Origin of the sequence: Clostridioides sp. ES-S-0010-02 (assembly GCA_020641055.1) — a bacterium.
In the GTDB taxonomy this organism is placed as follows: domain Bacteria; phylum Bacillota; class Clostridia; order Peptostreptococcales; family Peptostreptococcaceae; genus Clostridioides.
The window spans coordinates 3,962,068-3,974,660 of the sequence record CP067345.1 but is presented as its reverse complement, the minus strand read 5'-3'; the positions used below and the strand labels follow the sequence as shown (position 1 = coordinate 3,974,660).

Sequence of the window (12,593 nt, the reverse complement as noted above, 5' to 3'; positions counted from 1 at the left end):
TTCGTTTTTACGAATACTCAATTAGCACTTTGAGCAACGGAATTTATTCGTTGGCGACGTGCGTTAGCACTTTAAGCAACAGGATTTATCTGTTGGCGCTGTGCCTTAGCACTTTGAAAACTGCATATATATATTTAGTGATATGACATCTAATTTATAATATATAAAGCTGATAACTTTTTAAAATTATCGAAGTTGATAGCTTCTAATCTATCAAACCTTTTTAACTGGTCAAGTTATTAAGGGTGCAGGGCGGATGCCTTGGCACTAGGAGCCGATGAAGGACGCGATAAGCTGCGATAAGCTTCGGGGAGTTGCACGTAAACTTTGATCCGAAGATTTCCGAATGAGGAAACTCACTTAGAGTAATGTCTAAGTATCATTAAGTGAATACATAGCTTAATGAGGGGAACTCAGGGAACTGAAACATCTAAGTACCTGAAGGAAGAGAAAGAAATTCGATTCCGTAAGTAGCGGCGAGCGAACGCGGAATAGCCCAAACCAATAAAGTTTTCTTTATTGGGGTTGCGGACATATCTTAAACGAAGAGGTATCGTAATTGAAGAGGTTTGGAAAGACCCACCACAGAAGGTAATAGTCCTGTATGTCAAACGAGAAAACTTCAGATATGATCCAGAGTACCACGGGACACGTGAAACCCTGTGGGAAGCAGGAGGGACCACCCTCCAAGGCTAAATACTACCTAGTGACCGATAGCGTATAGTACCGTGAGGGAAAGGTGAAAAGAACCCCGGGAGGGGAGTGAAATAGAACCTGAAACCCTGCACTTACAAGCTGTGGAAGCACATTTCTTGTGTGACCGCGTACTTTTTGTAGAACGGGCCAACGAGTTACGTTAAGTAGCAAGGTTAAGCACTTAAGGTGTGGAGCCGTAGCGAAAGCGAGTTTTAACTGAGCGTTCAGTTACTTGACGTAGACCCGAAACCGGGCGACCTACCCATGAGCAGGATGAAGCGAAAGTAAAATTTCGTGGAGGTCCGAACCCACGAGCGTTGAAAAGCTCGGGGATGACTTGTGGGTAGCGGTGAAATTCCAATCGAGCCCGGAGATAGCTGGTTCTCCCCGAAATAGCTTTAGGGCTAGCCTCAAGGTGAGAGATACGGAGGTAGAGCACTGAATGTCCTAGGGGTATTGCACCTACCGAAGACTATCAAACTCCGAATGCCGTCATCTTATACTTGGGAGTCAGACTGTGGGTGATAAGATTCATAGTCGAAAGGGCAACAGCCCAGATCGTCAGCTAAGGTCCCTAAATGTAAGTTAAGTGGTAAAGGATGTGGGATTGCACAGACAACCAGGATGTTGGCTTAGAAGCAGCCACTCATTCAAAGAGTGCGTAATAGCTCACTGGTCGAGTGATCCTGCGCCGAAGATTTCCGGGGCTAAAACTTACTACCGAAGCTACGGCATCAGTAATGATGGGTAGGGAGCTTCCCATACGGGTTGAAGCATGACCGTAAGGACATGTGGACAGTATGGGAGTGAGAATGTTGGCATGAGTAGCGAGATGTGGGTGAGAATCCCACAGGCCGTAAACCCAAGGTTTCCAGGGGAAGGTTCGTCCGCCCTGGGTTAGTCGGGACCTAAGCTGAGGCCGAAAGGCGTAGGTGATGGACAACAGGTTGATATTCCTGTACTACCGATAACCGTTTGAGAGATGGGATGACACAGTAGGATAAGCTAAGCACACTGTTGGTTATGTGTGCCCAAGCATTGAGGCAGTCAGAGTAGGTAAATCCGCTTTGATAATGCTGGGATGTGATGGGGAGCGAAATTTAGTAGCGAAGTAGCTGATTTCACACTGTCAAGAAAAGTCTCTATCGAGGTTAAAGGTACCCGTACCGCAAACCGACACAGGTGGGTGAGGAGAGTATCCTAAGGCCCGCGAGAGAACTGTTGTTAAGGAACTCGGCAAAATGACCCCGTAACTTAGGGATAAGGGGTGCCACCATACGGTGGCCGCAGAGAATAGGCCCAAGCGACTGTTTACCAAAAACATAGGTTTCTGCTAAGTCGCAAGACGATGTATAGGAGCTGACGCCTGCCCGGTGCTGGAAGGTTAAGGGGATCTGTTAGAGTAATCGAAGCAGTGAACTTAAGCCCCAGTAAACGGCGGCCGTAACTATAACGGTCCTAAGGTAGCGAAATTCCTTGTCGGGTAAGTTCCGACCCGCACGAAAGGCGTAACGATTTGGGCACTGTCTCAACAACAGACTCGGTGAAATTGTAATTCCGGTGAAGATGCCGGATACCTGCGACAGGACGGAAAGACCCCATGGAGCTTTACTGTAGCTTGACATTGGGTCTTGGTACTACATGTACAGGATAGGTGGGAGGCTTTGAAACCAGGACGCCAGTTTTGGCGGAGCCATCCTTGGGATACCACCCTTGTAGTACTGGGACTCTAACCATAGGCCATGAATCTGGTCTTGGGACACTGTCAGGTGGGCAGTTTGACTGGGGCGGTCGCCTCCCAAAAGGTAACGGAGGCGCTCAAAGGTTCTCTCAGTACGGTCGGAAATCGTACGTAGAGTGTAAAGGCAAAAGAGAGCTTGATTGCAAGACATACAGGTCGAGCAAGGATGAAAATCGGACTTAGTGATCCGGTGGTTCTGCGTGGAAGGGCCATCGCTCAACGGATAAAAGCTACCCTGGGGATAACAGGCTTATCTCCCCAAGAGTCCACATCGACGGGGAGGTTTGGCACCTCGATGTCGGCTCATCACATCCTGGGGCTGTAGTAGGTCCCAAGGGTTGGGCTGTTCGCCCATTAAAGTGGTACGCGAGCTGGGTTCAGAACGTCGTGAGACAGTTCGGTCCCTATCCGTCGCAGGCGTAGGAAATTTGAGGAGACCTGTCCTTAGTACGAGAGGACCGGGATGGACGTACCTCTGGTGTACCAGTTGTTCTGCCAAGGGCATGGCTGGGTAGCTATGTACGGAATGGATAAGCGCTGAAAGCATCTAAGCGCGAAGCCAACTTCAAGATAAGATTTCCCACCGCAAGGGTAAGACCCCAGAAAGACTATCTGGTTGATAGGTCGAAGGTGTAAGTGCAGCAATGTATTTAGCTTATCGATACTAATAGGTCGAGGACTTGACCAATATTATTTGATGTTCATTGATTAAAATATATATGTAGTTTTTAGAGTGTTAACTCTAAAGAATCTAGTTTTACTAGTTTCAATAACTTAATAGTAATATTAAGCATAAAGATTATGTGGTTACAATAGCAGAGAGGATACACCTGTTCCCATTCCGAACACAGAAGTTAAGCTCTCTAGCGCTGATGGTACTTGGTGGGAAACTGCCTGGGAGAGTAGGACGTAGCCACGTAATTTTTTTTATTTTTTGTTGTCAAGTTTCTTATTTTCAAATTTCTTATTAAAAAAACATAAGTCTGTTATAAATGCTTTATATAAACACATATAATATTTTAAAGAGTTTTTTATAAATTAATTCTTATAATGTAGGATGTGAGGTTTTATAGGTATGTACTTTTAAATAAGAAAGGAGATAGATAAGTGGGTGTCTGTAATCAATAGTTTTATTTTACAATATGGATTAATATCTGTATTTGTATTAATTATGATTGAGTATGCTTGTTTTCCATTACCTAGTGAAGTAGTTTTGCCACTTTGTGGTGCTATTGCAGCAAGAAATCATTTTGGTTTTCTAACTATTTTAATTTTAAGTATAGTTGCAGGTATACTTGGTTCAATATTTTGTTATACAATAGGTAATTGGGGAGGAAAACCTATCATAAATAAGATAGTAGAGATATGTCCAAAGGCAAAAAAGGGAATTTTTACATCACAAGATTATTTTAACAAATACTCTTCTATTTCTGTTTGTGTATGTAGATTAATTCCTCTATGTAGAACATACATATCTTTTATAGCAGGTATTGCAGGTCAGAATATTATAACTTTTATTGTATCCTCTATTGTGGGTATCACCATATGGAATACTTCGTTAATTAGTATTGGGTATATTTTTTCAGAGAGTTGGGTAAAAATAATGTCACATTATAATGATTATAAATTTATGGTTCTAATTATACCAATAGCTATAATTATTGTTGGTTTTGCTATTAAGTCACATATACATAAAAAACACAATAGAATAAGATTATAAAAATATATATGGACAGCCCTTTTTGTAGAATACAGAAAGGGCTGTTATTAATTTATAAAATTAATTTTAGGCTATATCCTTTTGTGCTAAAATGGTGTTAAGAAATAAAACAAATACTATTTTATATAAAAGGGGTAAGTATATGGATATAATAGATAACTTAAGGATACAAGGGGTAGATGAGAAACTTATTGAAGATGTATTGCATTTCAGAAATTATTATGGCTTAGAAAAAGATTTAGAATACAGAGTAACAAAATCTAAAACTTATTTTTATGGTAAAGAGATATTATCTATGTGTATAACAGCTATTTTAGAAGAAGAAAATATTTTATTGTCAGGGCCAAAGGCAACAGGGAAAAATTTACTTGCTGATAATTTAGGTGAGATATTTAATAGACCCCAATGGAATACCTCGTTTCATATAAATACAGATAGTTCAACACTTATAGGTACAGATACATTTATAGATAATGAAGTTAAACTTAGAAGAGGTTCAGTTTATGAGTGTGCTGTTAATGGAGGATTTGGAATATTTGATGAAATTAATATGGCAAAAAATGATGCCATAGTTGTAGTTCATTCAGCCTTAGATTATCGTCGAGTGATTGATGTACCAGGTTATGAGAGAGTTAATCTGCACCCAGCAACAAGATTTATTGGAACTATGAATTATGAGTATGCGGGAACAAAGGAACTTAATGAAGCTCTAGTTTCTAGGTTTATGGTAATAGATATTCCTCCTGTAGAAGAGGAGAAGTTAATGATGATTTTGAAAAATGAATTTTCAGATGCTGATGAAGAAAAATTAGCACAATTTGCAGGGATATTTTTAGATTTACAATTAAAATCTCAAAATGGTGAAATATCTAGTAAAGCTATTGATTTAAGAGGTCTTATGGCATCTCTTAAAACTATAAGAAGAGGATTAAAGCCAACTCTTGCAATTAATATGGGGCTTACAGGAAAGACTTTTGATATATATGAAAAAGAAATGGTTGGAGATGTAATTAAAACAAGAATACCTAATAAATGGGAGAGTGCAGATATATTTCCAATAAGTCATATTTAATATAGGTGAGATTATGAAATGGATATATGATGATTATGAATTTGAAAATAGAGCAAATAACTTATCTTGGACAATAGCTGGTGATTATAACGAAAGTATAGATATATCAGAAAAAGATTATTCTTCAAAGGAAATAGGTCTATACTTTGCAATAATTGCAGGAGCTAGAAGAAAATATGTAGACTGGGATATAGTTAAAAAATACCTCACAAATAGAATACGAAAAGGATATGATAAGGATGTTATATTAGGTCTAATTCAAGTTATACTAAATACAATTGTTGAAGAAAAAGCTATTAAAGATAGACCTGGAATAGAAGATATTAGAAAAAGAGCATATAAAGATATTGTTTCACGTTTTACCAAGATATACAATAACAATATGATGGACAAGATTAAATATGCATTTGTACTTTATAGCATGGATAAACATCCAGCATTAGATAGTATAACTAAAAGAATAGTAAATGATATAAGGCTTATAGATACAAATCAGGATATTATGGAGATTTTAAAGGCATTAGATGTTATATATTTAACTTATTTTGAATATATATTGAATAGTGAAGAAAATAATTCTACATATGATGAAAACAATGTAAAAAATGTTGAAGTAAACTTTGATACGTTTGCTGATTTTATGTATGAAGAACTATATAGCGATGAAGATGAAAATATCGTTGAAAGTGATATAGATTCAATCTCCTCATCAATGCTTATAGAGGGAGTAGGAGACTTTGACAATTCTCAAGCTAACAATTCAGCAGATAGAGTTATATATGTTGATGAAGAGACTGTAAATAAAATATACACTAAAATAGAACATTACTATGGGAAAACTTATTTAAGTAAGGGTGAAATTAAAAAGCTTGAAACACAAAATTGTAGAAACGTACATGAAGGATGTAGAATTCACTTCACAGATGGTGTTCTTAGAAGTGAATGTAATAATGTTTTTCAGCTAAAATATGTGACAAGACAAAAAGAAAATAATTTAGGCAAATTTAGAGAATATGCTAGGATGTATAGACAACAAATAAAGCGATTAAAAGAAAGCCTTTCTAGGATTTTAGTAGAAGAAAATGCTAAAAATAGAGTATATTCTGATTGTGGTACTATATTAGCAAATAGAGCCTGGAGAGTTGGAAGGAGTAATAATAATAAAATATTTTATAAAGATATAGAAAATGAAAAAGGAAAATATGTTATTGATATATTGTTGGATGCAAGTGGTTCTCAAAGTAGAAACCAAGGAAATGTAGCAATTCAAGCTTACATAATTGCAAATGCTTTGACGGAAGTTGGAATACCAAATAGAGTTATGGGTTTTTCTAGTTTCTTAGATTATACGATATTAAAAAGATTTAAGGATTATGATGACAGTATTAAAAATAGTGAAAACATCTTTGAATACTTCTGCGCTGGTAACAATAGAGATGGTTTAGCTATAAAATCTATATGTAGTGGTTTGATAAATAGAGATGAAGAAAATAAAATTTTGATAGTCCTTAGTGATGGAAGACCAAATGATGTAAAGATAGGAAAAAACAGTGAGAGAACTTTAAGAGGTGAAAAAGCTTATAGAGGTGTTGTTGGTTTAAGAGATACAGCTAATGAAGTAAGAAAAGCTAGGAAACAAAATATATTAGTATTAGGAGTATTTACAGGCAAAGAATCAGAACTTGAAGCTGAAAGATTAATCTATGGAAATGATTTTATATATTCAAGAGATATAACTAGATTTTCTGATGTAGTTTCAATGTATTTAAAGAAAATAATTAGGAATTAATAGATTTATAAAAAAGAATTTATATACATAAAAATATAAAAATGAATAAAATTTGTAAAAAATGTAGAAATTTTCACAGAAAAGGTATACAATGATTTATATAGAAAATGAATTAAAAATAAAGTAATATTAAAAATTAAATATATAATATTATAGGTTCTTTAAGCAAGATTAATAGGGAAGAAGGTTAAATTCCTTTACAGCCCCCGCTACTGTGATGCAGACGAAACTTTTGTTAGCCACTATGATAATATGTTTTTATATTTCATGGGAAGGAAGAGGAGTAGGATGAAGCTAAGTCAGGAGACCTGCCTAAAATATTAAAGTGATTTCTTCGGGGATGGAGAAAGTTTCTTATAATAATTATACAGATATGTTTATTTTATGTGTTTGTATTTAGATTGTCGAAAATTAGAAGCCTAGCCATCGAGTTAGGCTTTTTTATTTTGCTATAATGAAGGATACATGTATTATTCATATTTTAATTATTAGAAAGGGAGAGAGGGGATACTCAAATGAAACAAAATATCAAATTAGGGGTTATAGCTGCACTTATGTTAATAATTTTAACTCCAGTTACATCAAATGCAATGCATATAATGGAAGGTTACTTACCAGTAAAATGGTCTATAGCATGGGGAGTTATATTTATACCATTTTTCTTAGTGGGATTAAAATCAATAGGTAAAATAGTAAAGCAAGACCCTAAGAAGAAAGTTTTATTAGCTCTATGTGGAGCATTTGTCTTTGTATTATCAGCATTAAAAATACCTTCAGTAACAGGAAGTTGTTCACATCCTACTGGAGTAGGTCTTGGAGCAATAATGTTTGGACCAAGTGTAATGTTTGTTCTTGGAACTATAGTTTTAATATTCCAAGCATTATTACTAGCACATGGTGGAATAACTACTTTAGGAGCTAATGCTTTTTCAATGGCTATAATAGGGCCAATTATATCATTTTTAATATTTAAAGCATTAAAGAAAAAGGATGGAAATAATGCTATACCAGTATTTCTTGCAGCAGCAATAGGAGACTTAGCCACATATACAATAACTTCAATACAATTAGCACTGGCTTTTCCAGACCCATCTGGTGGAGTGATGGCTTCAGCAATTAAATTCTTAGGAATTTTCTTTATGACTCAAATACCAATAGCAATAGCAGAAGGTATCCTTACTGTAATTGTATATAATTTAATTACAGAAAATGGAGAAAAAAGCATACTAGAAAATAATGATAAAGGAGTTAAAGCTAATGAGTGCTAAAACAAAAACAAAAACTAACATATTATTACTTTTATTAGTAGTAGCTCTTATTATATTCCCATTACTTGTAAATTCAGGTGCTGAATATGGAGGAGCAGATGGTCAAGCTGAAAGTGAAATTACTAAGATAAATCCAAATTATGAGCCTTGGTTTAGTAGCCCATATGAGCCACCAAGTGGAGAAATAGAGAGTTTATTATTCTCTGCACAAGCAGCTTTAGGTGCAGGTGTAATAGGATACATATTAGGTATTCAAAAAGGAAAGAGAAGTTAATTATGCTTATAATTGATAAATATGCATATACAAATAGATTGAGTAAAGTAAATCCAAATAAAAAAGTAGCCATAGGAGCAATTTTTCTAATTGCTTCTATGGTAATAAAAAATGTATTTATCTTAAGTGGAATTATGATTTTAATGAGTATTTTAGTTGTTTGTGTAGCGGGGATAGATTTAAAAAATTATTTGAAATTACTTCAAATACCAATGTATTTTTTATTTCTTAGTATAGGTATAACTCTTGTAAATATATCTTTTAATAAAGTAGATTTACTATATAGTTTTCAATTTTTTAGTTTTTATATAGGAATATCAAAGGCATCTATTGACATGTCTATTCATGTGTTATTTAGAGCTATGTCTTGTTTAACTTGTGTGTATTTTTGTATACTTACAACACCTTTTAATCAGTTAATATTTTTCTTCAAAAAATTGCATTTACCAGACACCTTTGTTGAATTATCAATGTTAATATATAGATTTATATTTATATTTTTAGAAGAATTTTCAGAGATATATAAATCACAAGAACTAAGATTTGGGTACATAAATTTAAAAACTTCATATAAATCTTTAGGGATTCTTGGAAGTATGCTGTACAAAAGGCTTATGACAAGGTATGATGATATGTGTATATCATTAGACATAAAATTGTATGATGGTAAATTTCACATAGTAGGGGATAATGATGTTTAAAATAAATAATTTAACATATCAATATGAAAAAAATGCTAGTGCATTATTGAACATTAATATGGATTTCTCAAAGGGAAATGTTATAGGTATAATAGGCTCAAATGGTTCAGGAAAGTCAACTTTATTTATGAATTTAATGGGAATATTAAAGCCTACATCTGGAGAAATACTTTTCAAAGAAGAAAAGTTAAAGTATGATAAGAAGAGTTTGTATAATCTTAGAAAGAATGTAGGGATTGTTTTTCAAGACCCAGAAAAACAAATATTTTACTCAAAAGTATATGATGATATAGCATTTGCGATGAGAAACATTGGGATGGATGAAAAAATTATTAAAGAGAGAATAAACAAAGCTTTGATAGCTGTTAATGGAATAGATTTTATAGATAGACCAGTACACTTCTTAAGTTATGGTCAGAAAAAAAGAGTAGCAATTGCATCAGTTATAGCAATGGAAAATGAAATTATATTGCTTGATGAACCTACAGCTGGATTAGACCCAGTAAGTACTAGGTCTATTGTAGATATAATAAAGGGATTAGATAAAAATAATATAAAAATAGTAATATCCAGTCATGATATGAATTTAATGTATGAAATATGCGATTATATATATGTACTGGATAAGGGGATTTTAATTGATGAAGGAAATGCAGAAAGTGTATTTGTAAATGAGAACAATATTATACAAGCTGGATTAGAATCTCCATGGTTAGTAAAGGTACATAAAAATATGAATTTACCTTTATTTAAGAAAGAAGAAGATTTGTATAAGTACTGGAAAGAAAGAGACTTAGTACAAATAAATAATTAAGCCCTAAACCTATTTTAAAAAAATAGATTTATATATAATAACCCTTAACCTAGACCCCTTAAAGGTGCCTTATGATTCCCCAAATCATAAGGTTATTTTTTTATAGATATAAAAATAAATTTTATAAGTAAGTGTTATCTAATTGTTAAAATTTGACAATAATCTATTAATATAATACATAATTATAATTTGAAGTAATTCATATTTTAGATTAAAATATATTTATGGCTGTTAACAGGAGGAGAAATATGAATTTAGATACATTAAATCCTGCTCAAAGAGAAGCAGTAGAAAAAACTGAGGGGCCAGTACTTATATTAGCTGGTGCTGGTTCAGGTAAAACTAAGGTACTAACAACAAGAATAGCATACCTTATGGAAGATAAAGGTGTACAAGCACCTAGTATATTAGCTATAACATTTACAAATAAAGCTGCAAATGAAATGAGAGAAAGAGTCGAACAAAATATAGGTTCGGAAACTAAGGAAATGTGGATAAGTACATTCCATTCTTGTTGTGTTCGTATACTTAGAAAAGATATAAATAAAATTGGTTACAATAGAAGTTTTGTAATTTATGATGCTGCAGACCAAGTAACCTTAGTCAAAGATTGCCTTAAAGAATTAAATTTAAGTGATAAAGTATTTGAACCAAAGGCCGTTATAAGTGCTATTTCAGGAGCAAAAGATAAGCTTTATACGCCAAAGCAGTTTAAAGATATGAATATGTCGGATAATAGAATGGTTAAAATTGCAGATATTTATGCATTATATCAAGACCGTTTAAAGAGAAATAGTGCACTTGATTTTGACGATTTAATACTTAAAACTGTAGAACTTTTTAAGGCTAATGATGAAGTATTAGCTTATTACAGAAGTAGATTTAGATACATAATGGTAGATGAGTATCAGGATACGAGTAAAGCTCAATATGAGCTAATAAAATTATTAGCTAGAGAACATCAAAATATCTGTGTTGTTGGAGATGATGACCAAAGTATTTATGGATGGAGAGGCGCAGATATAAGAAATATACTTGAATTTGAGAAAGATTATGATAATGTACATGTTGTGAAACTAGAACAAAATTATAGATCAACACAAGTAATATTAGATGCAGCTAACAAAGTTATATCAAATAACATAGAAAGAAAAAGAAAGAAACTTTGGAGTGAAAAGAAAGAAGGAGAACTTATAAAGATACAACTAACTGGTAGTGAAATAGAAGAAGCTGATTTTATAGCTGACTCAATTGCACAAATAGCTAGAAAAGAGAATAGACCATACAAAGATTTTGCAGTACTTTATAGAGCAAATGCACAAGCAAGACCTGTAGAAGACGCTTTAAACAGAAGTCAAATACCATATAATATATATGGTGGTACAAAGTTTTATGAGAGAAAAGAAATAAAGGACTTAGTAGCGTATTTAAGAGTTATTCAAAATCCACAGGATGACATATCTATAAAAAGAATTATAAACGTTCCTAGAAGAGGTATAGGGCTTAGAACTATAGAAAAAATTGAGGATAGAGCCAATCTGAAACAAGAGAGTATATATTCAGTTTTAATTGATATAGAAACAAACTCTGATATATCTACAAAAGCTAGAGCAAGTATAAGTGGATTTGTTGATATTATAGGTACACTTAGAACTATAAAAGAAGTCTATCCTGTTAGTAAGTTAATAGAAAAAGTTTTAGATACTACAGGATATATGGATGAACTTGTGGATATAAAAAATAAAAATGAAAAAGATTTAACTGGTAAAGGTGAAGAAGCTCAAGATAGAATTGATAATTTAAGAGAATTTATATCTATAGCACTAGAGTTTGAAAGTAGTAGTGATGACACTTATGAAAATAAAGATTTAGAGACATTTTTAACTAGTATAGCACTTACATCCGAATCTAATGATGAAGAGGACAATGATAGAGTTTCTCTTATGACAATTCATACATCTAAAGGATTGGAGTTTCCAGTTGTATTTTTAACAGGGATGGAAGAAGGACTATTTCCTATATCAAGAGCTATAAAGTCTCTGAGTGAATCTCAAATAGAAGAAGAAAGAAGGCTTTGTTATGTTGGTATAACTAGAGCTAAAGAAGAGTTATACATGTCACTAACTGAAAAAAGAACGCTATATGGTAAAACAAATGTTGCAATAGCTTCAAGATTTATGGAAGAGTTACCAGAAGAATGTATAGAAAGATTGTACAAAATGAAAAAAGAATTAAGTTATTCTAAAGCAAGTTATAATATGTTAGATAAATATACTAAAAAGTATATGAATACTATAAGTAAATCTAAAGTTGCAGATAATGTTAATGCTACAATAAAAGATTCAAATAAAGAGACTAATCCAGAAGACATAAAGCTTGGTTCTAAAGTACATCATCCTAAATTTGGGGTTGGAACAGTCGTGTCTATAACTGGAACAGATGTTACTATAGCCTTTGATAAGCAAGGAATTAAAAAAATAAATAAAGAATATACAACACTAGATATTTTATAATGGAG

At 33.3% G+C, this 12,593-nt stretch carries 8 protein-coding genes, 2 rRNA genes and 1 riboswitch; all 10 genes read left to right on the top strand.

The annotated features are described in order from the left end of the window. Window positions 1-229: 229 nt before the first annotated feature. Window positions 230-3,125 (top strand): 23S ribosomal RNA (locus JJC01_18420). A 114-nt stretch (window positions 3,126-3,239) separates the two neighbouring features. Next, window positions 3,240-3,356 (top strand): 5S ribosomal RNA (gene rrf, locus JJC01_18415). Window positions 3,357-3,548: 192 nt separating this feature from the next. Beyond that, on the top strand, window positions 3,549-4,157 hold the full coding sequence (locus JJC01_18410; GenBank protein UDN58106.1) for a DedA family protein: 609 nt from the start codon (window positions 3,549-3,551) through the stop codon (window positions 4,155-4,157). A gap of 142 nt (window positions 4,158-4,299) precedes the next feature. Continuing rightward, entirely contained in the window at window positions 4,300-5,229 is a 930-nt protein-coding gene (locus JJC01_18405; protein UDN58105.1) for a MoxR family ATPase, read from the top strand. 13 nt (window positions 5,230-5,242) lie between these two features. Continuing rightward, a complete protein-coding gene (locus JJC01_18400) occupies window positions 5,243-7,018 on the top strand; it encodes a nitric oxide reductase activation-like protein (protein ID UDN58104.1) in 1,776 nt (591 codons plus the stop codon). A gap of 137 nt (window positions 7,019-7,155) precedes the next feature. Further along, a riboswitch (cobalamin riboswitch) is annotated at window positions 7,156-7,349 on the top strand. A 184-nt stretch (window positions 7,350-7,533) separates the two neighbouring features. Next, on the top strand, window positions 7,534-8,286 hold the full coding sequence (locus JJC01_18395) for an energy-coupling factor ABC transporter permease (GenBank protein UDN58103.1): 753 nt from the start codon (window positions 7,534-7,536) through the stop codon (window positions 8,284-8,286). Beyond that, window positions 8,276-8,560: an energy-coupling factor ABC transporter substrate-binding protein gene (locus JJC01_18390; protein ID UDN58102.1), complete on the top strand. Its 285-nt coding sequence runs from the start codon at window positions 8,276-8,278 to the stop codon at window positions 8,558-8,560. Before JJC01_18395 ends, JJC01_18390 begins: the two co-directional genes overlap by 11 nt. Window positions 8,561-8,562: 2 nt before the next feature. Next, window positions 8,563-9,261, top strand: coding sequence for a cobalt ECF transporter T component CbiQ (gene cbiQ / locus JJC01_18385; protein ID UDN58101.1), 699 nt, complete (start codon window positions 8,563-8,565; stop codon window positions 9,259-9,261). Beyond that, window positions 9,254-10,075: an energy-coupling factor ABC transporter ATP-binding protein gene (locus tag JJC01_18380; GenBank protein ID UDN58100.1), complete on the top strand. Its 822-nt coding sequence runs from the start codon at window positions 9,254-9,256 to the stop codon at window positions 10,073-10,075. The genes cbiQ and JJC01_18380 overlap by 8 nt, the downstream gene beginning before the upstream one ends. Before the next feature lie 248 nt (window positions 10,076-10,323). Then, window positions 10,324-12,588, top strand: a complete 2,265-nt coding sequence (locus JJC01_18375) for a DUF3553 domain-containing protein (GenBank protein ID UDN58099.1) — start codon at window positions 10,324-10,326, stop codon at window positions 12,586-12,588. The last annotated feature ends 5 nt before the right edge of the window (window positions 12,589-12,593 follow it).

What these genes read in the sequence shown, in the direction of transcription:
- JJC01_18400 (UDN58104.1), top strand. Translation starts at nt 5,243, where the DNA reads ATGAAATGGATATATGATGATTATGAATTTGAAAATAGAGCAAATAAC.
- JJC01_18395 (UDN58103.1), top strand. Translation starts at nt 7,534, where the DNA reads ATGAAACAAAATATCAAATTAGGGGTTATAGCTGCACTTATGTTAATA.
- JJC01_18380 (UDN58100.1), top strand. Translation starts at nt 9,254, where the DNA reads ATGTTTAAAATAAATAATTTAACATATCAATATGAAAAAAATGCTAGT.
- JJC01_18405 (UDN58105.1), top strand. Translation starts at nt 4,300, where the DNA reads ATGGATATAATAGATAACTTAAGGATACAAGGGGTAGATGAGAAACTT.
- JJC01_18390 (UDN58102.1), top strand. Translation starts at nt 8,276, where the DNA reads ATGAGTGCTAAAACAAAAACAAAAACTAACATATTATTACTTTTATTA.
- cbiQ (UDN58101.1), top strand. Translation starts at nt 8,563, where the DNA reads ATGCTTATAATTGATAAATATGCATATACAAATAGATTGAGTAAAGTA.
- JJC01_18375 (UDN58099.1), top strand. Translation starts at nt 10,324, where the DNA reads ATGAATTTAGATACATTAAATCCTGCTCAAAGAGAAGCAGTAGAAAAA.